The organism is Pseudoalteromonas sp. DY56-GL22 (assembly GCF_041414715.1).
Taxonomy (GTDB): Bacteria; Pseudomonadota; Gammaproteobacteria; order Enterobacterales; family Alteromonadaceae; genus Pseudoalteromonas; species Pseudoalteromonas simplex.
The window spans coordinates 1-24,683 of sequence record NZ_JANHZR010000012.1 but is presented as its reverse complement, the minus strand read 5'-3'; the positions used below and the strand labels follow the sequence as shown (position 1 = coordinate 24,683).

Sequence of the window (24,683 nt, the reverse complement as noted above, 5' to 3'; positions counted from 1 at the left end):
ATCGTAGGCGTCACGCTTGCTTGGCGCGTCTGACTTACAGCGCCCAGCTCACAAATAAATGCATAACCAAAATTGATCTTCAAACTGACAGCTGACAGCTCCTAAAATTTCACGCCTACATCAAAATGTAGGAACGGCTTTAGCCGTGAATAGCTGCTCGCTCGCCCCATTGCTCTATAAGTCAATAACTTCTATTCTAAAACTCTAACTTGAAAATAAAGAGATTATTATGCATATAAAACACCACGGAGCGGTGAAAGGCGTAACTGGGTCTTGCCACCAGCTATTTATTGATGACACAAATTCTGTACTTGTTGATTGTGGGCTATTTCAAGGGGAAGACAGTAAACAAGATCTTGCAATTGAATTTGATATATCAACGGTAAAAGCGCTGATTGTCACACATTGCCATATAGACCATGTTGGTCGCATACCCTACTTACTTGCTGCAGGTTTCAAAGGGCCTATTTTTACCTCGGTTGCCACCGCCAAGCTATTGCCTATGGTGATTGAAGATGCCTTAAAAGTGGGGGTAACACGGGACGAAGCAATGATCCGCACTTGCTTAAAGTTACTCAAACAACAGATTGTCTCTCTTGATTTCAACACATGGTACTGCATTCTCGTAGGAGTGGGCTTTAGCCCCGAAAAAGTAGCCTCAAGTAATCAAAACTCATTATATAAAATTCGTCTGCAACGTGCTGGGCACATTTTAGGCTCTGCCTATGTTGAAATTGAGCTAGGCAAAAAACCAAACTCGCATAGAGTGGTATTTTCAGGTGATTTAGGTGCACCTTACACGCCATTATTACCAACGCCAAAACCGCCTTACCGCGCCGATACATTAGTTATTGAGTCAACCTATGGTGATAAAAACCATCAAGGTCGTAAAGAGCGTGTAGCCGTTCTTAAAAAGGTTATAGAACGTGCCGTAAGCGATAATGGCGTAGTACTCATACCGGCTTTTAGCATTGGCCGAACTCAAGAGCTGCTCTATGAATTTGAACAGCTTATTCATTCTGCAAGCAAACGTTCTATGTGGCATAAACTGCAAATTATCGTAGATTCGCCAATGGCAGCCAACTTCACGAATGAATATTTACACTTTAAAGCGCTGTGGGATAACGAAGCAAAAAAACGCGTAAAACAAGGTCGCCACCCGCTCGACTTTAAGCAACTACATACCATTAATAGCCACCAAGAACACCTTGCCCTCATAAACTTTTTAGCCTCAAAACAACAGCCCGCAATAATCATAGCTGCCAGCGGAATGTGTAATGGCGGCAGGATAGTTAATTATCTAGAACGGTTTTTACCCGACAAAACAACCGATGTCATTTTTGTAGGCTACCAAGGGCAAGGAACATTAGGCCAAGAGATTCAAAAATACGGCCCTCGCGGCGGCTATGTATTTATCGATAATCAAAAGGTAATGGTTAAAGCGCAAGTTCATACCATTAGCGGCTACAGCGCCCATGCAGATCAAAAAGGATTAATCAGATTTGTCACCGGTATGCGCAAAAAGCCAAGTGTTATCAAAATCGTCCACGGTGATGAGCAAGCCAAACAAGTACTAGCAGAAAAGCTTAAAGCAGAGTTAGGCGAAGGGACAAAAGTAGAAGTTAGTGGTTAGTGAGTAACGAGTTGCGAGTTGCGAGTTGCGAGTTGCGAGTTGCGAGTTGCGAGTTGCGAGTTGCGAGTTGCGAGTTGCGAGTTGCGAGTTGCGAGTTGCGAGTTGCGAGTTGCGAGTTGCGAGTTGCGAGTTGCGAGTTGCGAGTTGCGAGTTGCGAGTTGCGAGTTGCGAGTATACAAGGGTAAATTAATTATTTTTATGTAAGTACATTAATTTACCTAACATTTTACCAATTTCTTCACACTCATTTGTTATGAGTAAGTAGTTTTCCTTGTGCAAGTAACCCAATTCAAAAGCAAGCATAACTTGTGTTTTGAGTTCACCGACGGAGCCTTTAGCTATAGAAAGGAAATGAGCTCTTTCTTTTTTGGAAAAGCGCTCATACCCTTCAGCGATGTTACTTGGAATTGAAACCGAGCAGCGACACATTTGATCTTTTAAACTAAAATCTTTGAGTAAATAAAAACTTCTATAAACTAAAAGACTTAATTGAAAAGATCTTTTCCATACATCTAATCTCTCGTAGTACATAGCCACTCCTTGGCATCAGTATCTGACTCGTATCTCGATTCTCGTTTCTCGTTTCTCGTATTCCGTTTCTTGCCCCCCGCTACTGCGAGTCGCTACTATTTATAACTCTCATACGCTTCTTTCATCCGCGCTAAGTTGCTATAAATATAGCTCGAAGTTAAACGGCCACGTTTGTACATCGTTTTATCCAAGGTGATTTGTGACGAAGGTGCATACGCTTGGTTGAATACAAGCACATTTCTTTCACCTACTTGTGTACTTAACCCCAAACGCCAATTGTCGCGACCTTTTAGTTGACCAAATGGTGTGACTTTCATGTCTTTACGTGGGGTGAGAGGTATATTAATTCCCACACCGGCTATTTGTGCATCTGTATTTTCATAAAATACTGCTATGTAGCTATCACCAAACCAAAAGCGACTTTCTAACTCATAGCCACTGTCACCATAAAAATACTTACCGGCTGTAGCATGAAAAGTAATATCCTGCTCCACCCAGTTATACTGGTATGTAAGTGTTTCGTACTCACGAGATGCTCGATAGTCTGCGTAATCAAAATAAGCAACCTTTGCACTTACAATATGGCGGCCCTCTGGACTTAACCAAGCAGTCTCATTAATAATGGCTTTGTAGTCAAAGTAATCTTTATAAAAACCTATTTGCGTTTGGTTATAAAAACCATATGGCAACTTAAAGGTTTGGTGTAGCACTGCATTTACAACGCCTTCGTCTAGGCTGTAATTATCGAATACACCGTTATCTTCAAAATCACTAGTTTCGTCTATAATAGTCTGCCCAGTTACCTTTATACCACCACCTTGCCATAATGGTACGTCAAGCTCGGCTCGTAAACCTAGGGAGTAATCTAATACCCCTAAATCTGTTGCATAAGTAGTTGAAGTAGCGGGGCTCAAGGTTAAGCGAGGTTTAAAATAAGGGCTAACCTCCGCCTTACCTGCCCATACCACACCTTCAGGAATATTTGCTTTGCCTTGCTGTATATTTAGATCTGGGCTTACGCCTTTTTCGATAAACAAGCGATAGTTGTCAACTTTGCCCTGAATAGCAATTAAAGGAATATCTGTTTTAGAAAGCTGTACATTAAAGTGCGTGCTTTCATTTGTTACACTCTCAGCAATACGACCAAGCACTACACCAATTGCATCGATGTCATTACGGTTAAATACTGAGTTTTCAAAGTTAACGAATACGGTATCAAGGTTATAACCAATCACTACATTTTCAAAGCCATCGTTTATTAACGCTTCTTTTAATTCGATTACTTGGCTATTTAAACTTGAGTTAGCTAGTTTTTGCGTATTGGCAGCTGGGGCTTGTTTTACACTTGCAACCATAAGAGCTTTTGCTTGTTCAGCCAATTCTGGCGCCATAGCTGTTTGAATAAAACCAATGCCGTGATCATCAATTTTAGCAATTGGTTGAGATGCAACCGGTGCTACATAAGGGGCTGCTTCAACTTTTTTATAATTTTGTTTATCTTCGCTCGAAAGCGGCATACTAAAGTCAACACCCCAGTAAGTGTCTTCTTCAGAGTAATCGGTATTACTATAAAAACGGCTGGTAAAGGTTAGCTCACCAATATCATATAGCCACGCTTTAGGAATTGTGACTTTAGCACCCGCATTAAATGCTTCTGCATCATGCTCAGCTTGCAGGCTAAACCAGTCGAACACTTGGTACTCAACCCCACCAAACACACCATCCATTTCCCCGTATGGTCTATCACTTTTAGCTATACCTGCTGAAAACCTAAAGCCCAATAACTCTTTTGAAACAACAGCATAATATGTTTCATAAAAGTTGACATCACCTCCAATGTCTTTACCACCAATAGCTAAACTAAACCAATCTTTTGGAATATATGGAATCTGATACTTGGCATTAAAAGAAAGATCTCTTAGTTGACCATCCCCTTTTCTTGTAAGCATATTATCATGCATTGTATCACTGGCGATTTGCCCGCTAACTTCCAGTCCCTCGAAAAGACCTGCACTTGCAAGAAAAGTGTGGCCATCTACATACTTTTTATCTAACGAAAAAATTTGATTGTTAAAAGAAAAACTAACCGTTCCTTTGTCTAGCACCTCAGCATTTGGTGTGTTGAACAATCCAGAAAAACCTGCAAAGGCCTGATAATTATTAACTTCTTTACTATGAACGCTATTTGCTGACAACATTGCCAAGCAGGCTAGAAATAATTTATTTCGCTTAAACATTATTTATTCCAGATTAAAATTTTAATTCCTTAATGTAATCAATATAACACTTAAACTCTATTTTATAAATTAACCCAGAGTTTAAAAGTTAAACATCAGTATGTATTTTTAATAGCCATATGGGTTACTTTTTTGCCAGCGCCATGTATCTTGCAGCATCATCTCAACCATTAGTTTTGATGTGCCATACGGGTTAGTTGTACCGACAACTGGGAAATCTTCACGAATTGGTAAGCTTGCTGGGTCACCGTATACGGTTGCTGATGAGCTAAATACTAACTTGAATACGCCAGCATCACGCATCGCATCAACCAGAGTCAGTGTGCCTTGTACGTTGTTTTGATAATACTCAATAGGTTTTACAACCGCTTTTAAACCTGCGAAGTGAATAACACTATCAATCGTGTGTTCACTGAAGATTTTGTCTAAACAGGCTCTATCTAAAATATCACCTTGATAAAACGTGACGTCTTTGCCGCTGATTTGTTTTACGCGAGCCAATGACTCATTTGATGAATTGCTTAAATTATATAGTACAACAACGTCTGTGCCTTGTTGTAGTAACTCTAAAACGGTGTGAGAACCGATGTACCCGGCTCCGCCGGTGACTAAAGTGGTCATAACACTTCAATTACTTATAATTTTTTACTATACGTAACAAAAGTAAGGGCCAGAGAATATAGATTCTCTGGCCCTAAATTAATTTTTAATTAATGCGCTCAATACTCTGTAAAACTAGACTGCCTTCAGATGTCTTTCTGAAGGCGCTACCATTTGAGTTACGAAATCAGTAAATTCAGCACCTAGGTTTTCGTCACGCATGCTGTATTCAACAATTGCTTTTAAATAGCCCAGTTTGTCACCGCAGTCGTGAGCACGCCCACTCATGTGGAAAGCCTCAACGATTTCGTGCTTCATTAACTCATCGATTGCATCGGTAAGTTGAATTTCACCGCCCGTACCTGCTGGTGTTTTTGCAAGTAGTGGCCAAATCGCTTTAGATAACACATAACGGCCAACAACAGCTAAATTAGATGGTGCTTCTTCTGCTTTTGGCTTTTCGACCATAGTCTTGATTGGCGCACTTTCGCCCGCTTTAATTTTAACGCCGCCGATATCAGCAATACCATATTTATGTACGCTTTCTTTTGGTACTGGCTCGAGCATAATTTGGCTTGCTTTAACTTCATTAAAGCGCTTAATCATAGCAGCAATATTTTCGGTTTTTTGATCTGCAGTGTAGCTATCTAAAATAACATCAGGTAATACAACAACAAAGTCGTCATCGCCAACAATTGGTTTTGCACACATAACAGCATGGCCTAATCCTTTAGCCTCGCCTTGGCGTACGTGCATAATGGTTACATCGGGTGGGCAGATAGAGCGCACTTCTTCAAGCAAAGTACGTTTTACGCGCTTTTCGAGAGTTGCTTCAAGCTCAAAGCTGGTATCAAAGTGGTTTTCAATAGCATTTTTAGAGCTGTGAGTAACCAATACAACTTCTTTAATACCCGCAGCAACACATTCGTTTACTATGTATTGAATAAGCGGTTTATCAACCAGCGGCAGCATTTCTTTAGGAATTGCCTTTGTCATCGGTAACATACGTGTACCAAGGCCTGCAACAGGAATGACAGCTTTCATAATGTTTAGTCCCTTAATTGTAGTGATAAGAATAAATAATTACAAAGTATGAGTTATTAACTTATTTTGCGCAATAGTAAAAAAAGATTTATAACCAATTTAGCAGTAATAATATTGACGGAGGATGAACAGGGAACGATAGGTTCTAGGAGCTAGGAGCTAGGAGCTAGGAGCTAGGAGCTAGGAGCTAAAAGATGCTAGTGGCTGGGGTGCCACTAGCAAGGGGTTAGTTATAAAAATTAACTAGAGTAGTAATAAACTGTTCAACTTGATGTTGGTCTAGTTCGTTTATACCTGCTGCAGCAGCGCGGCCGCCGCCGGTGGCAAATTGGCAGCATACATCAACAGCGCCTTGTTTATTATTAAGAGGCGCTCTTACACTTACGGTATAGCTTCCTTTATTATTATAGGTAAGTACTGCATGGGCTTTATTAGGTGCTTGGTTTGCAAGGTCGTTACCTAGTACGCCACTTACACGGCGCGCCCATGGGGCGTCATCAAGTAAAATAACCTTTGCTGTATCGCAATCATGTAAAACTTTAGCATCGGCTGCTTTTTGCATATCGGCTTTATAAGCTTTTTCTAATACGTAATAAACCGACTCTTGGTCGTTAATAGCATCAAGGGGTGACTTATATTTTAATAGCTCGTTAAATAAGTCTGCTGGGGCAAAGTGTAAATCGGCTACCTCACTGCCATAGCCGTTATAGTTAATATAAATACCAAATGCTTTAAGTTGTGACTTTTCGAGCTCTGTTAAACCAAGTTTATCGGCTTCGCTATCGGCTTTTGCAAATAAATTATCGCCATAAGCAGCTGTAATAGCCCATAAGTGATATTGCTTATCGATAAGGTCGCTCACAATTAAGCTTGTACACATGTTTGCATCTAAATCGATATGGGCAAAGAGGTTAGCATGGTTTGGTACATCACCCGCTTTATGATGATCTACATACATAACACGTGCACCTACGCATAGAGCGTCGTGCAACTCTGCCATGTTTTTTTCCATCGAAATATCAAGTACACGAATATTATCACCAGCTTTGGGGGTAATTTTTTTTAGTAGTTGAATATCACGTTTAACGCCGGTTACTTTCACGCTTTCAACAGGGTTGGCGAGCTGTAACTGTAATAGTGCGATGATGCCATCGGCATCACCGTTAAAAATATCGTAGTTCATAAAATCTCAAAGAATAATAGAAGTCAGATTATAGATGTTAGAAGTTAGAGGTTAGACGTCAGAGATTAGAAGTTAGATATCAGATTTTAGACGTCAGGTTTCTGGCTCTAGATTTCTATAATCCCTGCTTCGCGTAAATAACCAATAATTTGTTCAACGCTTTGCTCAATGCTTTGCTGTGCTGTTTTTACATGGATCTCTGGTTGCTCTGGTGTATCAAACGCAGAGCTAATACCTGTAAAGTTAGGGATCTCACCAGCTCGGGCTTTTTTGTATAACCCTTTAGGGTCACGGCTTTCGCAAATTTCTAATGGCGTATCGATAAAAACTTCTACAAATTCACCCTGGTTCATAATACTGCGAGCACGAGCACGGTCTTCTTTAAACGGTGAAATAAACGCCGTTGATACAATTAAACCGGCATCAACAAACAGCTTAGCTACTTCGCTAATACGGCGAATATTTTCAATGCGGTCTTCGTCGCTAAAAGTCAGACCCTTGTTTAAGCCCATGCGTACATTGTCGCCATCAAGCAGATAAGTATGACAACCTAATTCAAATAACTTGGCCTCAACCGCATTCGCAATAGTCGACTTACCAGAGCCACTTAACCCCGTATACCAAAGTAATACCGGCTTATGCCCTTTATGTTGTTCTTTTTCAGCACGCGAAACAGTTTGATCGTGCCATACAATGTTCTCGGTCATGGTACCTCTTGGATTTGGGTTCAGATTTCAGATTTCAGATTTCAGATTTCAGAGTCAAATCGATTCTTTAAACTTGTTAACATGGCTGCTAACTCTTTTGACTCTGCAATCCAGCTTAAAGCAACTTCACGCCCTATATAACCAACCTCTAAACCAATGTAAATTTGAGTTCTAGCTTCAGCTAAAGAGGCTCTAGCAATATCAATAAAGCGACTCTTTTCTTTAAAGCTATCTCTACAGACTCCCTCTGCAATATTGCTTGGCACTGAAAGGCCTGAACGAGTTAGTTGGCTCCTGAAAGCATAATAATTTAATTGAGACGTTGTTTTATAAATTTCTGCACTTAATTGAACGGCTCTTTTCCAAACATCTAACTTTTCAAAATTCATCGCAGCTCAGCTCCTTCTGATATCTGACTTCTAATATCTTACCTCTATAAAGTTCGATTTAAAACGTAAAACACAGTGCATTTACTTTAGAGTACTGAGAGATATGTGATTAGGAACGATAGGCAAAACGTTATTTTTATATATTTCACATGCTAATCGTGATGACTTCTTCCACACATCCATTTGTTCAAACTTCATAATTAGTCCCTTCGCCATTAAGTGAAATCCATTCACAACTAAACCTTATCGCAAAATAAACCTAGCGCCTAACCCCTAGCACCTAGCCCCTATCACCCAAAGCCTAATGGCTTTTCTAAAACGGAAAAAACACGGGTATCAGGGTCAGTACCACGAGGCTGTAGGTGATTGAGATCGGTAGGCCGAACTTTATGAAATCGGTTAGTTTGTAGTTGCCGGCATTGTAAACCATTAGGTTGGTCTGGTAGCCGTAAGGGCTAATAAAACTGCCACTTGCGGCAAAGGCGACTGCAAGTACAAATGGCATGTAACTTACGCCTAAGCCTTGGGCTATGGTAAATGCAATGGGGAATGTAAGCGCTGCTGCTGCGTTGTTAGTTATTAACTCTGTAAATAATAGAGTAAGTAAAAATACACCAATGAAGGCGATATAAACGCTTTGTCCTGCAAGTAAGCCTTCGACTTGCTCGGCTATTAGTTTAGATACTCCAGAATTATCTAAGGCTGTAGCGAGAGTTAAAGCGCTCATTACAATAAGCCAAAGCTCTAACGGAAAACGTCGCTTAATTTCATTTAGCGACAAACAGCGGCAACCCACCAGCACGGCTAAGTAAAAAATAAAACTTTTTAATAAGCTAATATCAAAAATTAACGAGCCAGCAATGGTTGCCACAAAACCCCAAGTGACAATGTGCTCCTTTAAGCCTTTAAGCATGTTGTCGGCTTTAACACCGCTAAGTATAAAAAAGTTTTTCGTTAAGTTAGTACGTTTAGCAAAGTCAGGGCCAACTGCAAGAATCAAAAAGTCGCCGCTTTGAATGGTGATATCACCTAGTTTGCCCGAGAGCTTTTCGCCTTCGCGGCGCACTGCCACTACGGCGGCATCAAACCTTGCACGAAAGCCCGCGGTTTTTAGGGTTTTACCTACCACAGCAGCACCTGGCTTTATAACGACTTCGGTTAAGTTATCGCGTAGTAAACCATCTTGCTCAGCAAATAAACTCAAACCCTCAAATTGCTGTAGCACCAGTACTTTAGTGACATCGCCCGAAAAAATAAGTTTATCGCCTTCACGGATCATCTGCGTCGGCGAAACGGGCGAAATTAAGCGATTATCGCGAACTACCTCAACCAAAAATAGTGCTTCTAAGCTACGCAAACCATTTTGCTCTACAGTTTTACCTATCAGTGGTGAGCCAGCATTCACTTTAGCTTCAACAAAATAATCGCTAGAGGTTTCATCTTTACAGACTTTGCCTTTTAAGCGATTAATCGTGAGTGCCATTACCAGTACACATGCAGCCACGGCAGCTAAACCGATAGGTAAAAAATCAAAAAATTTAAAACCCTCTGCACCACGTTCAATCAGCATAGAGTTAACTATTAAGTTAGTTGAGGTGCCAATTAAGGTCAGTGTACCACCTAAAATAGCGGCATAAGAAAGGGGCAGTAAAAGTTTGGTAGGGGCAATGAGCTTATTGTTTTTTACCGGGCTAATTAAAGTAGCAACCACTGCGGTATTGTTTAAAAAACCAGAAGCCAAAATCGTTGCGAATAAGGTTCGAACATAAGACTTGACCACAGAGCCATTAAATAAAACATTGGCCAGTTTTCGTAAAAAACTGGTGCGTTCAAAAGCAAATGCACACACCACTAAAAGCAGTAATGTGACTAAACCTTGATTAACTGCATTATTCAAAAGCTGCTCGGTAGAAACCAGGTTAGAGGCAAAGCAGGCTAAACAAGCTGCAGCAAATACACGCTCAGGAAATTTTTGAAATTTTATTAAGCCTACAATGGTTGTAATAAATATAACCACTATCAACCATTGTTGTAAAATCATTCAAATATCCTTATTCGTAGCTCGTAGCTCGTAGCTCGTAGCTCGTAGCTCGTAGCTCGTAGCTCGTAGCTCGTAGCTCGTAGCTCGTAGCTCGCCAAATCATATCTTCTGCCAAAACATTAAGGTATTAAAACCTAATCGTTTTTTAACAAAATAAACAGCAAGTAAATTTTGCACGCTAATAAAAAACGCCGTGGCTGCCGCTGCACCAAAAGCACCAAAAAACTTAGTGAAGATAGGCACACTTATTAAAACACCAAAGCCGCTGATTAAAGTTACTAAACGCATATCGCGCTCATGACCAGTCATTTGCAATAAGAAGCCAACTGAACCTGTAACAACATTTACAGCTTGCCCTAAAACTAAAATCTGCAAAATTAGAGCTCCTTGCCTAAACTCTTCACCAAAAAGCCCCATTAAAAATTCAGGAAAAGCCAACATAAATAGCACTATGGGTAATGCACTTAGTACGAGTAATCGCACAGAAAATAACGCAGTTTTACGAATACCTACATCATCACCTTTTGCATGAAAGGCTGAAAACTTTGGTGCAACAACTAAATTTACCGCCATTAATATAAACGAGGTTAAAAGTGCAACACGCTGTGCAACGCTAAAAAAAGCCACCTGTTCTGCAACTAAAAATACACCTATGATTATTGGTGCGCTCCATTGCACCGATTGGTTCATCATTATGATGAACCAGTTAGGCCTTGCGCTATGCCAAAGCTTTTTAGGTTCAGTCTTTTCACCATTATTATTTAAATTTTTAATACTTAACCAATAAAAAAAACTGGATGTTATACCTAACGATAAGCTCAAATAAAGCGCAGCTGTACTTGCAGAGTCAACCGAAAATACAATAATTGCCGCACCACAAAGCATAAAATGGGCAATATTTTGGCAGGGGATACTAGCAATGAGTTTATGACGTGCTTGCAAGCTCATTGCTACTAAAAAAACAACACTTAAACCTATTATTGCAGGGGCAATATATTGTAAGCTTTTTGCAAGTCCTGGTTTATTAAATATATTTTCTGCAACCCAAGGGGCAAGAGTGTAAGTAATTACAGTAAATACAAACGAAACCGGCAGAACACATTTAAGTGCAAAATTTAATATTGCCTTTACTGTATAGCCATAGCCTGCATCGGCTGATGTAAAACGCAATACAGTATTATCAAAGCCAAGCCTAGCTACTGCAGACAGTAACATAACTAAAGCAAGCGCAAGAAAAAAGTAGCCTGACTGCTCAGCACCCAATTGCCTTGCAATAATTAAATTAAAAAAAAATGCCATACCTGCACCTAAAACCCTAATTGAAAGAGCTATAGCGGCATTTATTGCAGTATGGCGATGCTCTGTGTCACTAAGAACTGTTTTAACTTTAGAAAGCATGAGAGTCTCGGTTTGATTACGGAGTAATAAGTGCAAAATGCCTACTAAAATTAGTAGGCATTTTTATTCACAAAGCCTTTAAATATGGTCAAGAAGATTATTTTTATATCGAACCAGACTGACCAGTTGTCAATGTAGTAAAGATCGCAATCTATACGTTTTTGCAAGTCAGTATCACCACGCCAACCATTAATTTGCGCCCACCCGGTAATACCCGCTTTCACCATATGCTTTTGCATGTAGCCCGGTATTTCATCTTTAAATTGCTCTACAAACACCGTTCTTTCAGGCCTTGGTCCAACTATAGACATGTCTCCTTTAAGCACATTTATAAACTGAGGTAACTCATCTAAACTTGTTTTTCGTATAAACTGCCCAAATTTAGTATTCGTTTTATTTTTGGCACCGCCCCATTGAACCCCATCTTTCTCACTGTTTTGTGGCATTGAACGAAACTTTAGCATCATAAATTTTTTGTTATTCCAACTCACTCGCTCTTGTCGGTAAAAAACAGGCCCAGGAGAAGTTAATTTTACACCAATAGCCAGGGCAATAAGAATCGGGCTTATCATGAGTAAAATAATACCTGATAAAAACTTATCTTCTAATGATTTTAGTAACTGGTTACTGCCACTGATAGGTGACATACTTAGGTTTATTACAGGCATACCGGCAATATCACTCACAGAGTGGTTTATAAGCCTAAACCCACGCATATCTGGGATATAACGTATAGTTTGCGTTGCATTTCTTAAGCCATGAAGTATTTGTTCAACTAGCAACTCGTCAGAAAGCGGCAATGCAATCCAAATTTGATCGATTTCTTCACAGTGCTCATTGATGTAATTTTCTATTTCATTAAAGTCACCCAACAAATTACAATCGGTTAATGGTTCATCACCAAATGAACCCACAATTCTGTAACCTGTCCACGGTGAGTTATACACTTTTGCAACCATACGATTTGCTATATTACCATCACCAATTACAACCACATGACGCTGGTTACCACCTTTTGAGCGATATTTATTTAGTAACACGCGAATAGTAAACCTGATGGCAACTAAAGCAACAAGCCCAAGCAAATACCAGTAGATGAACAAAGTGTTGTCATAATTTATTGAGTTATCAGATATATAATAAATTGCACCAAGAATTAATTGATTAATAGTCCAACAATAAGTAGCTAAACCAACTTCTTTCAGTTTAGATTCGCCACGCCAGGTTCTATACATACCTAAATATGGATACAACCAAAACGCGATTGCAAAGCTTAAAAATAAAGTGAGGATAAAGCTTTTTTGCGGCCAAATATCACCATTTATAAGCCACATTGAAACAGCAAAACCAAAAAGAATGGCAAACAAATCTGAACAGCGGTGCATTAATGCCACCAATACGTGGTTTTCTTTTGCGAAACCTTTACTCATTATAGAATCCCGAGTTCTAACAAACTTTTAAAATATAATTGTTATTTTTTCAAAACACCAACAACTTCTTTACCGTCACAGACTATTAAGCAGTTAATCCCTTTATCTTGCATTACTTCATATGCAATAGCCATGGAAGTATCAGGCTCAATAGTGACAGGCATACAACTGGCTATATGCTTTGCAGTTAAATCAAAAAGGTCTTTACCAAACTTTTCTATCGCCCTTCTTAAATCGCCATCAGTAATTATTGCATTTAACTGGCCATTATTAATAATTAAAGTCAATCCAAGAGCACCTTTTGACATTACATTAATGACTTCGCTCAATGGTGTTTCTGGTGATACTACAGGCAGGCTCTCTTTAAACATTTCATTGGCGACTTTGCTTAATAATTTTCTACCTAAACTGCCGCCTGGATGAAATCTTGCAAAATTTTCAGGCTGAAACCCTCTTAACTCCATTAAAGCAATTGTTAAAGCATCACCCATAACCAAGGTTGCTGTGGTCGAAGAGGTTGGCGCTAATTGCAACGGGCAAGCTTCAGCAGGTACTGCAATGTTTAGATGGTAATGGGCATTTTTAGCTAAAGTAGATGCAGGATTACCTGTTATCGCGATTATTTTGTTATGATTATCTTTTAGAAACGGCAGCAACTTTAGCACTTCATCGGTTTCGCCAGAGTTAGAAATAGCAATAAATACATCATCTGCCGTAATCATACCTAAATCGCCATGAAAAGCTTCGCCAGGATGCATAAAAAAACTTGGTGTACCAGTGCTTGCAAATGATGCCGCTATTTTTTTACCTATAATACCCGACTTACCCATACCGCAAATAATTGTACGGCCTTGTGTGGCTAATATAAGCTTGATAGCAGCATCGAACTGCTCATCTAACTGTTCACTAATAGCATGCAATGCATCAACCTCATTGCTAATCACTCTTTTCGCTATTTCTAAGGTATTCATAAATTTTCCATTTTCTGTTTTACTGCTAAATAATCTTCTTTGGTGTCGATCCCATGAGGAATATCACCAATGTAGTCCATTACACCTATAGAAAGACCATTACTCAACGCTCTTAATTGTTCTAACTTTTCAAGCTTTTCTAAATGCGACTCAGGCAGTTCACATATTGTTTTTAACGCTGACACTTTATACACATACACACCAACATGCCGTTTTGCAGCTGAAAGATCATCAGGAGTATCACGGTTTATTGGAGCTGGTGCACGAGTAAAATATAACGCTTCATTGTGTTCACTTACTATAGCCTTAACAACATTTGGATTATTAAAGTCAGTTTGCTTTGTTATTGGTGTTGCGGCAGTAGTAACACTAAAATTGTTATTTTGCTGAGTGAAATCAATTAACTCACGAATTAAACTCTCAGGTATAAGTGGTTCATCACCTTGAACATTCATTACGAGTGTTGAATCAGGCCATGCCATTTTAAGCGCGACTTCATGAACCCGGTCTGTACCACTTACGTGTTTATCACTAGTCATTACAACAGGAAGAGACAGCGCTTTAGCTGCCTCTTCTATTCGAGTGTCATCAGTAGCAATAAAAATGTCATCTATAGCGACACCAGCCTCAAGAACCCTTTGTACAACATGCCAAAAAACTGGTTTGCCGCATATTTCTAATAACGGTTTAGCAGGTAACCGCGAAGAGCCGTACCGAGCTGGTATTACTACTTTAAATTTCACTTCATCCATCACAAATAGCTACAAAAATATTAAACTAATTTACTTTCTAAAAATGGACGCTTGTGTGTCACTGCATCAATTTCTAACAGAGTTTCTAGCATTTCATGCATGTGCTCGAGTGGAATCATGTTTGGTCCATCACTAAGTGCAACGCTCGGTTCTGGATGAGTTTCAGTGAACAAGCCATCAATACCTACCGCAACAGCAGCCCTTGCAAGTACTGGTACCATTTCTCTCTGCCCGCCCGAGATTGTACCTTGACCACCCGGCTGTTGCACAGAATGAGTTGCGTCAAAAACTACTTTACAACCAGTATTTCGCATTACAGGTAAACCACGCATGTCACTAATTAACGTGTTATAACCAAAAGAGGTACCGCGGTCACATAACCAAATGTCTTTATTGCCCACTTCATGGCATTTATTGACAACTTGCTGCATATCCCAAGGGGCTTGAAATTGGCCTTTCTTAATATTAACAGGCTTACCCGCACGTGCCACTTTTTGAATAAAGTTTGTTTGACGCACTAAAAATGCAGGTGTTTGCAATACATCAACAACACTCGCTACCTCATCAATAGGTGTATCTTCATGTACATCTGTTAATACGCGAAGACCTAAGTCTGATTTAACCTTAGCTAAGATACGCAAGCCTTCTTCAACGCCCGGACCTCGGTAGCTCGAAGTAGAACTACGATTAGCTTTATCAAAGCTCGCTTTAAAGATGTATTCAACACCTAGCTCTTCAGTTACTCTTTTCATTTTTTCAGCGACTTCAAAAACCAGCTTTTCTGATTCGATAACGCATGGGCCTGCAATTAAGAACATGGGTAATCCTTGTACTATATAATTCTAAAAAATATTCTTTACTGTTCCATACTAGCAACGTCATCAGCGATAATTTTGCTTAGTAATACGCCATAAATTTGTTCTAAGGTTTCAAAACGAGAGAGTAAAAGTTTATCAGTAACCTCTCTTACTACGCCGCTTCCCCCTCTTGCCTCTGTTACATGTGTTGCATATTTAAAAACAAGCTCATGGGCATCTTTAGGAGCAAAGCTGATACCGCACTTTTCCATTACTGGTATATCTAGAACATCATCACCAACAAACGCAACTTGCTGCCAATTTATATTCAGCTCATTGCAAATAGCTTGGACTCTAGGCAACTTGTTTTTACAGCCTGTAATAATGTAATCAAAACCTAGCTTTTCACAACGCTCTGTTAAAGCAGCACTTGCCTTACCTGATACCACTCCGGTTTTGATACCATGACTGCGTAACAGCTCTATTGCTAGGCCATCTTTTACATTAAACTTTTTAAAACTTTCGCCTGTCGAATCGATATAAATGCTGCCATCAGTCATAACTCCATCAACATCAAATAAAACTACTTTGACTTGCTTCACTTCAATGATCCCTATTACTAGATTTGTATATTTCACTTAATTGTTGATGAAAGCGAACGATAGAAAAGCGCTCAAAGACTTGGCTATTTGCAGCATTTGCTAATTGGTTCGCAAAATTAACGTCATTTATACAATCAGAAATATACTTTATTGCACACTCAGTAGTGTCAAATAAAAGCCCATTTTTTTTATTATTAATGATGTCTTTGTTGCCATCACAATTTCGCGCGACTACAGGTAAACCAGCAGCACAAGCTTCAATGATTGACACTGGCATACCTTCCCAACGCGCTGTAGAAAGGTAAAGATCTGATTGATAGAGCTCTTCAATTACCTGCTGGCGAGGTAGCCACCCTGTAACCACCACTCCCGCATCGAGTAATGCCTGCTTATGCTCTAAATCACCATCGCCAATCCAAACAAACTCAATATCAGAACCGTCAAAGCTTTGTGCTATTTTTGCAAACTCTTCAGGGCCTTTTTGTGGTCGAATGCCTCCAACAGTAATTATGCGTTGAATTTTAGGGCTTACATTTAACTCCTTTCGAAAGTCACGTAAATCAACAGCATTTTCCAATAATACGACTCGGGAACCTGGCAATTCGGCTTTTATTACATACTGCTCACTTTGCGAACAAGCAATATAAGTACTGTTCTTTAAGCAGCCTATTTTCTCAAATAGCTTAAACAAAGTTCTTTTAAAAAAGCTAATATCTTTGCGCATAAAAGAAATGCAGTGTGGGCTGTAAAATACCTTTGATTTAAATCCAATTGCAGCCAGACGCCCGACAAAACCTGCAAAAGAAGAATGACAGTGAACTACATCTGGGTTTAAGTTTTTTATATGCTTTCTTAGTGAAAATACTGAGAAGGGAAAATACTTTGCTTGTAATCTATCTTCAATTAACTTTACATCATTAGCAAAGGTTTTTTTTATATTTTCAGGGGTATCAGGCCTACGTGAGAATATAACCGTAACATCATTAACTTTAGTCTGATGATTTGCCGCCATATTCACGATTGACAAAGTACCAGTCGCAGATGATTCGATAATATGAACTATAATCATAAAAAATTAAAACCACTCTAAAAGTCAATTTAAAAACCGAAGAAGTTGCTTTTTATATTTATTAATTTTAAAAACCTTATATACATATCTATATACAAAATTAAAATTAAGATAAAATTTAGGAAAAATATTACTTGAAGAAGTGTTTAAATTCCTCTCAACACTCAAAGCTTCATCTACTAAAAACTTCATATCTACAAGCTTTTCTGAGCAACTTGAAAAGTTTGGCACTATTTTGAAAATATTTTCCAAATCTCTAAGAGAAAACTCATTTCCAATAGAGTAATCAACAAAATCTTCAGTTGAACTCTTTGACCTATGAGATAACTCAATTGTTACTCCCCCTTGCTGATTAAAAGGAACAAAGACCGATGATATTGTGGAAAACAAATATAAACCAGAGTAAGCGTAATCTTCAAAATTTGAGTTAGTGTAATTTTTCGGTAAATAACCCAACCGATCAGAAACAGCTTTTAATAAGTCACCATCAAAAAGTCTTAACTTATAAGGTAAAGACGCGGCATCTAAAAATACAATCAACCTTGTTAAAAGTGATATTAAACTTTCCTTCTCAAGTTCATCGAAATAAGGTGTATTTGCCGTCGTTATCAATATATCCCTTCTATTCCCCTCATCCTGAGAAACAAGGTAGTGAACTCTCATCGGAATATATTTAAAAACAACCGACTTTAAATTTAACTTTTCTATTGACTTAGGTGAAGGTGTGAAAATAAAAGTATAACAATCAACCCCAAATTGAATGGTATTATTTTTCTTAAAAACCCATGAATTTTTGGCATTATCATTATCATATATACCATCCATAAAGTATGCAGTAGGTATGCCTATTCCTTCTGCAATTTCACATAGTTTTCTACATGAAATATCATGATCAAGGCAACTAACAACCAAGTCAAATTTAGATAGATGTTTTGAAACATTTAAAGAAAAACAAATACCAAATACAGCAGTAATCCCTTCATCAAAATCGCACCCCAATAACTCTTCAAAATAAGGTCTTGGTTGTAAAAATAAAACTCTACTGGATTGCATATTTGTAAGACCTGGCATTAAGCATGAATGAAAAAACTAACCAAAAGATAATAAAACTAGGCCCGTATCTAATTATAGAAAAACCTATTATTAGGGGGAGAAATACTTTTAAAGCACCTGAATAATAAAGTAATGCAAAGAAAAAAAATGTTAATATAACCCCTGTCAGAAAAAACAAATTGAAGATCACGCCGTTACTTTGTACGTGACCACATGTAGAACATAGAATAAGGTCTGGTTTCATCCCATACCCGATCAAAAACTTTTCCAAATCATAATTTTGAATAAAATAATAAAGATTTGCCATTTTAACACTTGCAGAACTATCACCTGATGCACCAAATGCAAATCTTTGCTCTACATAAGAAAAAACGCCCATTTCATATATAAGTATACTGCAGAATAAAGCTAAAACCATTAAAATAAAAAATGACCTTTTAAATGAAAGTGTATCCTTAAAATAACTTAAATAAAAGATTGTAAAAAGAATAAAACCAATAACAGAGAATGTTAATAGTAAAGACAGTGAACAAAAATGAATAGGAGTTTCAACTTTACCATTATTGAGATATTTATATAGGAAAAGCATCAATGCAATAACTGTTGCATAGCTACCAGGCTCAAGGTGATACCCTGACATTCGATAAAATGTTCCCATTTCTACTAGGCTGTAAACCTCTCTAGAAAATGAAAAGAGTTTGCCATGCAAATAAACCCCCTCACCTAATATTACTGTATAAAGAAATTGATAAGTTAGAAAAGCCATATTAAATAAAATAAAAGCTCTGATGACTAATACGGCAGAAACTGGGTCATTCAAGATAGATAATGATAAAGAAAGACCACAAACAGCTAACACTGCTGCAACAATATAAAAATCAACACTAGCATTATTTAAAAAGGAAACTAGAAGGTATAACAAAAAAAATAAAAAGAAAAGATACACATCTTTATAAACCTTCAACCCTTTACTAAAAAAAAGAGTAGTCAAAGTAAAAAACAAAACTATAGGATAATATATTTTGTAAAGTCCAGAACCATCCCCACCGGATGAAAAGGTAAAAGTACTTAAAAACAATGATAAAAATAAAAGTATTTTAAAAGTCACAGTTAATCCTGTAGGTACTTCATGACTACTCTTTGAGGCAAAAAGTCATTTTTTAAACTGAATTTTCTTTCTTTTCCTAGCGCGACTTCACAGATGGCACTTGTTAATTCTTCCGTATTATTATCAGGAATAATTTTATCGTGTTGATTTTTATCTATCACATCGAGAGCCGCCCCTCCACACTCACCTATTAAAAGGTTTACATTTAAACAGATTGCCTCTAAAGCTACTGTTGGTAACCCTTCATATTGACTAAATAGAATTAGCGCTTGAGCTCGCCTAATTAACGGATAAGGGTTTCTCAATGCTCCTACCAACTTAACCTTCGATTCTAAACGTCTTTCCTTAATATAATTGGATACATCACTTTTAAGGGGGCCGTCACCTATCAGCAATAGTGGAAAATCAATACCACTATCCACAAAACTATCTATAATTAAAAAAATATTTTTTTCAACTGATAGGCGACCACAAAAAACAAAGTATTTATCAAAGTCATCTAATTTCACGTCATATGATAAATTTTGAATCCTTTCACAATTAATAGGATTATAAATTCTTTTATAAATATTCGATTCATTTAGATTAACATTTCTAAGCCAGTCTTTTTTAACAGCTTCAGAAACAACAACTAACTTATCTAACTCAACTGATTTTTTTAGTAAGTACAAACTCAACTTATAAGTAAATTTATTTCTATTTTTTAACATCTTAGACTTTATACTATGCGAAATATAATAGAATTTACCATTATTTAATCTAGGAAAAAAACTATATACACCAAACCCACACAAAAAAACCTTGTCTATATAACCAAACTTAGATAGCTCAACCTCTAGCTTTCTAACAAAGTGAGGCTTTAACAAAAAGCCACCAAGGAGCGGTAAAAACTTATTAAAAACTCTGTTAAGAAAACCCACCATTCCATTCAAATAACCTTTTAAACAATGAACCTCAAAGTCTGAAAATATATTATTCTTAGATTTTGATAGAGAAAAAACAATAGGATTAACATCACCTACCTTTTTCATTTCTCTAACCAACTCTAAAGTCACAGAGTTTATTCCGCCAAAATCTGTATTTCTAACTATAAAAGCAACATTTTTAGATTTTCCACTCATCTAATTTCATTCCTAATATTGATTCTAACGCAGCTATTTCACTTTTATAATTTAAATAAATACGATATTTAAGTTCATCTGATACAGGGTCTCTCAATTTCTTTTTGGTGTTTAAATTTAATAAAAACCTATAAATAAAATTCTCTCCCCTTCCCATAATTAACCTTTTTAAAATGACGAGAAATTTAGGTGGACGCCTTAAAAGCCTAGCAAACCAATTAATTCTATTTTTTGTATTTTCATTAACTATCTCATTTTCAATAAATTCATATTTAATATCCAGAAAAGAAAACAACTTAACTAGTTCTCCTTCATAATCGTTTTTAAATTTATCATATATAACAACATGGACCTGTTCTCTATCAAAGATCGAATAAAGTTTCTCTAGCTGAGTTCCGTAACAGTAAATTTTCTTATAGTCCAATATTTTTTCACATTTACATGTTTCCAGTGCATTTACACCTTTGACCCTCTTTCCTGACAAATCCCAAGCCTCTTCCAAAGATTCGATATTTTCATCTTGAGTATAAAGTAACTGACCATGAAAAGATGGTACGGCATCAACTGGATTTCTTAGCATTAAAATTATTTTTGCATCTGGGTTATAATTTTTAATATTTTTCAATGCGGAATTAGAGTAAAGATTAAATATCGAAGCGTCACCAACTATCTTTTCATCTTTTAGTTTACTATACAAACTATGAAAGTCACCAATATTATCATGGGCCTTATACCCACCCAAATCATCAGCAAAAAAGTGAGGCTCTTTATACTCAGGAAAAAAAATTATTTTAGATCTATTTAAAATAGAATATAAGGCTGTAGTTCCACACTTAGGAGAACCAGCTATAAATGTATTTACGATTGTTTTTTTCATATTCTCTTACAATCCCATTCAGGGTAATGTTCACATATATATTTATTCAAAGCCTTCTCAGCATCTGTATAAACACGAGTTTCAAAATTCGAGCTTTGTGGCTCACTCGTTGTATTTGTGATCATACCCGCACCAACCGTTACATTGGTTAAGCGGTCAATGATGATGAACGAGCCTGTGCCTACCACTTGTTTATATTGGTCAATCACCACTGGGGCAGATGTTTCGATAGTACAATTTGCAATTTCGTTTAGTTGTAATTCACTGGCATCAATTTGCTCTAGGGTGTTTACATCAATACGGTGGTTGATATTGCTGATTTTACCAAAGGTGTTTTTAGTACCAATTTTTAGCTCGTACTCTTTACCTGGTTGCATTGCGGCATCGGCCATCCACACAATGGTTGCTGCAAAGTTTGAGCTAGTTGTAGGTAGCTGCTTTTGATCGGTACTTGACTTAACAATGACATCACCACGAGAGATATCAATTTCGTCTTTTAAGGTTAATGTTATGGCTTGTCCTGCAAAAGCCGTTGGTAAATCGCCATCGGCAGTAACAATACGCTCTACTGATGATGTTTTACCTGATGGGAATGCTGTAACTTGGTCGCCTACATTAATAATGCCACTGGCAATGGTGCCACAAAAACCGCGGAAATCTAAATTAGGGCGATTAACATACTGTACAGGTAGGCGGAAAGTATCTAAGTTTTTATCGTCACTAATGGTTACTGTATCAAGTAATTGCATTAATGTGGCACCCGGGTACCAGTCTAGGTTACTACCTTTATCAACAACGTTATCGCCTTTAAGCGCCGAGATTGGTACAAAGCGTACATCAGGAATATCTAATTGCTCAGCAAAGGCTTTGTAATCAGCTTTAATTTGGCGGTAAACATCTTGGCTGTAATCAACTAAATCCATTTTATTAATGGCTACAATTACGTGCTTAAGGCCAAGTAGTGATGCAATATAGCTGTGGCGTTTTGTTTGTGTTTGTACACCTTTACGCGCATCAATCATCACAATAGCAAGGTCGCAGTTAGATGCACCGGTTGCCATATTACGCGTGTATTGTTCGTGCCCTGGGCAGTCAGCAATAATAAACTTACGCTTTTCAGTGGCAAAATAACGGTAAGCTACATCAATAGTAATACCTTGCTCACGTTCTGACTGAAGACCATCTACAAGTAACGCTAAATCGAACTCTTCGTCTGTGGTATTGAATTTTTTTGAATCGTTTTTGATAGCCGCCATGTGATCTTCAAAAATTAATTTTGAATCATGTAATAAACGGCCAATTAATGTTGATTTACCGTCATCAACATTACCACAGGTTAAAAAGCGTAATAGATCTTTATTTTCGTGTTGTTTTAAGTAACCTTCGATATCTGTTTCAAGAAGGTTTTGGGTAATTTGTTCAGTCATTTTCCATCCTTACTTAAGCTATAAGCTATAAGCCATAAGCTTGAAGTCTAAATACTTTCTATTGAGTTTTTCAGGCCACAAAGCATTGCCTGTAACTCTTTTGTTTCTGCAACCCATATAGACCCTATATCGTTAGATAAATATCCTATCTCTATTCCGATATAAATTTGAGTCCGAGCTTCTGAAAGCGATGAGCGAGCAATATCTAAAAATCGACGTTTTTCTTTATTACTATCTCTACTCATCCCTTCCGCGATGTTACTAGGTACTGATAAGCCAGCTCTAGTCAGCTGATCTCGAAAGCCGTAATCCCGCAATTCAGTTGTTCCTTTATAAATATTCGAAGACAACCTTGCCGAACGCTTCCAAACTTCTAAATTTTCAAAATTCATAACAATCCTTGTTGTATCTATTTAGTAAAGTCTTTAATCCACTTAAGACTTACAGCTTAGAGCTTAGAGCTTACGGCTTTTTAAAAGTAACCTTCCATTTTCTTTTTCTCCATTGAGCCTGATGAATCGTGGTCGATTACACGGCCTTGGCGCTCTGATGTTTTTGTTAGTAACATTTCTTGAATGATTTCTGGTAGCGTTGTGGCGTTAGATTCAACCGCACCTGTTAATGGGTAGCAACCTAGGGTTCTAAAGCGTACCATTTTCTTCATTGGTACTTCACCTTCTTCAAGTGGCATACGTTCGTCATCAACCATAATTAATGTACCGTCACGCTCAACCACTGGGCGCTCTGCTGCTAGGTAAAGTGGTACAATATCGATGTTTTCTAGGTAGATGTATTGCCAAATATCAAGCTCAGTCCAGTTACTTAATGGGAATACACGAATGCTTTCGCCTTTGTTTACTTTACCGTTAAAAGTATTCCATAACTCTGGGCGCTGGTTTTTAGGATCCCAACGGTGGTTTTTATCGCGGAATGAATAAACACGCTCTTTAGCGCGAGATTTTTCTTCGTCGCGGCGTGCACCACCGAATGCAGCGTCAAACTGGTATTTGTCTAACGCTTGTTTTAAACCTTGAGTTTTCATGATGTCGGTATGCTTTGCACTACCGTGAGTAAACGGGCCTACGCCGGCATCCACACCTTCTTGGTTAATATGTACTAACAAATCAAAACCTAGCTTTTCGGCCATTTTGTCGCGAAACTCGATCATTTCTTTAAATTTCCATGTTGTATCAACATGCATTAACGGAAACGGTGGTTTAGCAGGGTAAAACGCTTTCATTGTTAAATGCAGCATTACCGCAGAGTCTTTGCCGACAGAGTAAAGCATTACTGGGTTATCAAATTCGGCAGCAACTTCGCGAATAATGTGAATAGATTCAGCTTCTAGTTGCTTTAGGTGAGTCATGCGGGCTTGGGAGATTTCCATTTTTACTCCATGAAAGTATGCTAGATTTCGAAAGAAAGAAGCCGCAGGAGAAGTCAGAAGTTAGATATCAGAGGTTAGACAAAAGATATCAAGTGAAAGATATCAGAGGTTAGATATCAGGGGTTAGATATCAGGTTTCAGATATCAGTTTTAGATATCAGGTGTCTGTTTTCGGATATCGGTGCTTTGATTTCAGATATTAGACTTCAATCACCGAGATTATTTAAAATTTTTTATTAAACTCTATTATTCTAGGTTCTAGGTTCTAGGTTCTAGGTTCTAGGTTCTAGGTTCTAGGTTCTAGGTTCTAGGTTCTAGGTTCTAGG

22 protein-coding genes and 1 pseudogene are annotated in these 24,683 nt (G+C 37.9%); 1 reads left to right on the top strand and 22 read right to left on the bottom strand.

The window, feature by feature from the left end:
• Positions 1–229: 229 nt before the first annotated feature.
• Positions 230–1,633 (top strand): MBL fold metallo-hydrolase RNA specificity domain-containing protein, encoded by a 1,404-nt coding sequence (locus NO991_RS18870; protein ID WP_371352296.1) that lies wholly within the window; start codon positions 230–232, stop codon positions 1,631–1,633.
• 186 nt (positions 1,634–1,819) lie between these two features.
• Here the strand turns inward: NO991_RS18870 and NO991_RS18865 are convergent, their stop codons facing one another.
• The 22 genes and pseudogenes from NO991_RS18865 to cysD form a co-directional block, all read right to left on the bottom strand.
• Positions 1,820–2,164, bottom strand: coding sequence for a four helix bundle protein (locus NO991_RS18865; protein ID WP_130167815.1), 345 nt, complete (start codon positions 2,162–2,164; stop codon positions 1,820–1,822).
• A gap of 95 nt (positions 2,165–2,259) precedes the next feature.
• Positions 2,260–4,401 (bottom strand): YjbH domain-containing protein, encoded by a 2,142-nt coding sequence (locus NO991_RS18860; protein WP_371352295.1) that lies wholly within the window; start codon positions 4,399–4,401, stop codon positions 2,260–2,262.
• Between the two features lie 147 nt (positions 4,402–4,548).
• Positions 4,549–5,022 (bottom strand): annotated as a pseudogene (locus NO991_RS18855) (SDR family NAD(P)-dependent oxidoreductase); the annotation flags it as partial.
• 114 nt (positions 5,023–5,136) lie between these two features.
• The gene (galU, locus tag NO991_RS18850; protein ID WP_371352294.1) at positions 5,137–6,045 is read right to left on the bottom strand and encodes a UTP--glucose-1-phosphate uridylyltransferase GalU; all 909 of its coding nucleotides are present in this window, start codon (positions 6,043–6,045) and stop codon (positions 5,137–5,139) included.
• A gap of 226 nt (positions 6,046–6,271) precedes the next feature.
• Positions 6,272–7,228, bottom strand: a complete 957-nt coding sequence (locus tag NO991_RS18845; RefSeq protein WP_371352293.1) for a DHH family phosphoesterase — start codon at positions 7,226–7,228, stop codon at positions 6,272–6,274.
• A gap of 107 nt (positions 7,229–7,335) precedes the next feature.
• A complete protein-coding gene (cysC, locus tag NO991_RS18840; RefSeq protein ID WP_371352292.1) occupies positions 7,336–7,935 on the bottom strand; it encodes an adenylyl-sulfate kinase in 600 nt (199 codons plus the stop codon).
• Between the two features lie 41 nt (positions 7,936–7,976).
• Positions 7,977–8,324 (bottom strand): four helix bundle protein, encoded by a 348-nt coding sequence (locus tag NO991_RS18835; protein ID WP_371352291.1) that lies wholly within the window; start codon positions 8,322–8,324, stop codon positions 7,977–7,979.
• A gap of 313 nt (positions 8,325–8,637) precedes the next feature.
• Positions 8,638–10,365 carry an SLC13 family permease gene (locus NO991_RS18830; RefSeq protein ID WP_371352290.1) on the bottom strand — a complete coding sequence of 576 codons (1,728 nt, stop codon included), beginning with the start codon at positions 10,363–10,365 and terminating at the stop codon, positions 8,638–8,640.
• 99 nt (positions 10,366–10,464) lie between these two features.
• Positions 10,465–11,799, bottom strand: coding sequence for an oligosaccharide flippase family protein (locus NO991_RS18825; RefSeq protein WP_371352289.1), 1,335 nt, complete (start codon positions 11,797–11,799; stop codon positions 10,465–10,467).
• 14 nt (positions 11,800–11,813) lie between these two features.
• On the bottom strand, positions 11,814–13,193 hold the full coding sequence (locus tag NO991_RS18820; RefSeq protein WP_371352288.1) for an undecaprenyl-phosphate glucose phosphotransferase: 1,380 nt from the start codon (positions 13,191–13,193) through the stop codon (positions 11,814–11,816).
• 41 nt (positions 13,194–13,234) lie between these two features.
• Complete coding sequence (locus NO991_RS18815) at positions 13,235–14,164, bottom strand: SIS domain-containing protein (RefSeq protein WP_300583644.1); 930 nt, start codon at positions 14,162–14,164, stop codon at positions 13,235–13,237.
• On the bottom strand, positions 14,161–14,916 hold the full coding sequence (gene kdsB / locus NO991_RS18810; protein WP_371352287.1) for a 3-deoxy-manno-octulosonate cytidylyltransferase: 756 nt from the start codon (positions 14,914–14,916) through the stop codon (positions 14,161–14,163). Before kdsB ends, NO991_RS18815 begins: the two co-directional genes overlap by 4 nt.
• 20 nt (positions 14,917–14,936) lie before the next feature.
• Positions 14,937–15,734 carry a 3-deoxy-8-phosphooctulonate synthase gene (gene kdsA / locus NO991_RS18805; protein WP_300583637.1) on the bottom strand — a complete coding sequence of 266 codons (798 nt, stop codon included), beginning with the start codon at positions 15,732–15,734 and terminating at the stop codon, positions 14,937–14,939.
• Positions 15,735–15,772: 38 nt separating this feature from the next.
• Positions 15,773–16,315 carry a KdsC family phosphatase gene (locus NO991_RS18800; RefSeq protein WP_371352285.1) on the bottom strand — a complete coding sequence of 181 codons (543 nt, stop codon included), beginning with the start codon at positions 16,313–16,315 and terminating at the stop codon, positions 15,773–15,775.
• A gap of 1 nt (position 16,316) precedes the next feature.
• A complete protein-coding gene (locus NO991_RS18795) occupies positions 16,317–17,327 on the bottom strand; it encodes a glycosyltransferase (RefSeq protein WP_371352284.1) in 1,011 nt (336 codons plus the stop codon).
• An 81-nt stretch (positions 17,328–17,408) separates the two neighbouring features.
• Entirely contained in the window at positions 17,409–18,437 is a 1,029-nt protein-coding gene (locus tag NO991_RS18790; protein ID WP_371352283.1) for a hypothetical protein, read from the bottom strand.
• Entirely contained in the window at positions 18,424–19,545 is a 1,122-nt protein-coding gene (locus NO991_RS18785) for a hypothetical protein (protein ID WP_371352282.1), read from the bottom strand. The genes NO991_RS18790 and NO991_RS18785 overlap by 14 nt, the downstream gene beginning before the upstream one ends.
• A 2-nt stretch (positions 19,546–19,547) precedes the next feature.
• On the bottom strand, positions 19,548–20,666 hold the full coding sequence (locus NO991_RS18780) for a glycosyltransferase (RefSeq protein ID WP_371352281.1): 1,119 nt from the start codon (positions 20,664–20,666) through the stop codon (positions 19,548–19,550).
• The gene (locus tag NO991_RS18775) at positions 20,650–21,543 is read right to left on the bottom strand and encodes a sulfotransferase (protein ID WP_371352280.1); all 894 of its coding nucleotides are present in this window, start codon (positions 21,541–21,543) and stop codon (positions 20,650–20,652) included. Before NO991_RS18775 ends, NO991_RS18780 begins: the two co-directional genes overlap by 17 nt.
• Positions 21,540–22,970 (bottom strand): sulfate adenylyltransferase subunit CysN, encoded by a 1,431-nt coding sequence (gene cysN, locus NO991_RS18770; protein WP_371352279.1) that lies wholly within the window; start codon positions 22,968–22,970, stop codon positions 21,540–21,542. The genes NO991_RS18775 and cysN overlap by 4 nt, the downstream gene beginning before the upstream one ends.
• Before the next feature lie 47 nt (positions 22,971–23,017).
• Positions 23,018–23,362 carry a four helix bundle protein gene (locus NO991_RS18765; RefSeq protein WP_062566045.1) on the bottom strand — a complete coding sequence of 115 codons (345 nt, stop codon included), beginning with the start codon at positions 23,360–23,362 and terminating at the stop codon, positions 23,018–23,020.
• An 80-nt stretch (positions 23,363–23,442) separates the two neighbouring features.
• Entirely contained in the window at positions 23,443–24,357 is a 915-nt protein-coding gene (gene cysD, locus NO991_RS18760) for a sulfate adenylyltransferase subunit CysD (protein WP_058583902.1), read from the bottom strand.
• Positions 24,358–24,683: the final 326 nt, after the last annotated feature.

Bases quoted from the DNA above. Each gene is read 5' to 3' on its own strand.
- NO991_RS18870 (WP_371352296.1), top strand. From the start codon at position 230: ATGCATATAAAACACCACGGAGCGGTGAAAGGCGTAACTGGGTCTTGC.
- NO991_RS18865 (WP_130167815.1), bottom strand. From the start codon at position 2,164: ATGTACTACGAGAGATTAGATGTATGGAAAAGATCTTTTCAATTAAGT.
- NO991_RS18860 (WP_371352295.1), bottom strand. From the start codon at position 4,401: ATGTTTAAGCGAAATAAATTATTTCTAGCCTGCTTGGCAATGTTGTCA.
- galU (WP_371352294.1), bottom strand. From the start codon at position 6,045: ATGAAAGCTGTCATTCCTGTTGCAGGCCTTGGTACACGTATGTTACCG.
- NO991_RS18845 (WP_371352293.1), bottom strand. From the start codon at position 7,228: ATGAACTACGATATTTTTAACGGTGATGCCGATGGCATCATCGCACTA.
- cysC (WP_371352292.1), bottom strand. From the start codon at position 7,935: ATGACCGAGAACATTGTATGGCACGATCAAACTGTTTCGCGTGCTGAA.
- NO991_RS18835 (WP_371352291.1), bottom strand. From the start codon at position 8,324: ATGAATTTTGAAAAGTTAGATGTTTGGAAAAGAGCCGTTCAATTAAGT.
- NO991_RS18830 (WP_371352290.1), bottom strand. From the start codon at position 10,365: ATGATTTTACAACAATGGTTGATAGTGGTTATATTTATTACAACCATT.
- NO991_RS18820 (WP_371352288.1), bottom strand. From the start codon at position 13,193: ATGAGTAAAGGTTTCGCAAAAGAAAACCACGTATTGGTGGCATTAATG.
- NO991_RS18815 (WP_300583644.1), bottom strand. From the start codon at position 14,164: ATGAATACCTTAGAAATAGCGAAAAGAGTGATTAGCAATGAGGTTGAT.
- kdsB (WP_371352287.1), bottom strand. From the start codon at position 14,916: ATGGATGAAGTGAAATTTAAAGTAGTAATACCAGCTCGGTACGGCTCT.
- kdsA (WP_300583637.1), bottom strand. From the start codon at position 15,734: ATGTTCTTAATTGCAGGCCCATGCGTTATCGAATCAGAAAAGCTGGTT.
- NO991_RS18795 (WP_371352284.1), bottom strand. From the start codon at position 17,327: ATGGCGGCAAATCATCAGACTAAAGTTAATGATGTTACGGTTATATTC.
- NO991_RS18790 (WP_371352283.1), bottom strand. From the start codon at position 18,437: ATGCAATCCAGTAGAGTTTTATTTTTACAACCAAGACCTTATTTTGAA.
- NO991_RS18780 (WP_371352281.1), bottom strand. From the start codon at position 20,666: ATGAGTGGAAAATCTAAAAATGTTGCTTTTATAGTTAGAAATACAGAT.
- NO991_RS18775 (WP_371352280.1), bottom strand. From the start codon at position 21,543: ATGAAAAAAACAATCGTAAATACATTTATAGCTGGTTCTCCTAAGTGT.
- cysN (WP_371352279.1), bottom strand. From the start codon at position 22,970: ATGACTGAACAAATTACCCAAAACCTTCTTGAAACAGATATCGAAGGT.
- NO991_RS18765 (WP_062566045.1), bottom strand. From the start codon at position 23,362: ATGAATTTTGAAAATTTAGAAGTTTGGAAGCGTTCGGCAAGGTTGTCT.
- cysD (WP_058583902.1), bottom strand. From the start codon at position 24,357: ATGGAAATCTCCCAAGCCCGCATGACTCACCTAAAGCAACTAGAAGCT.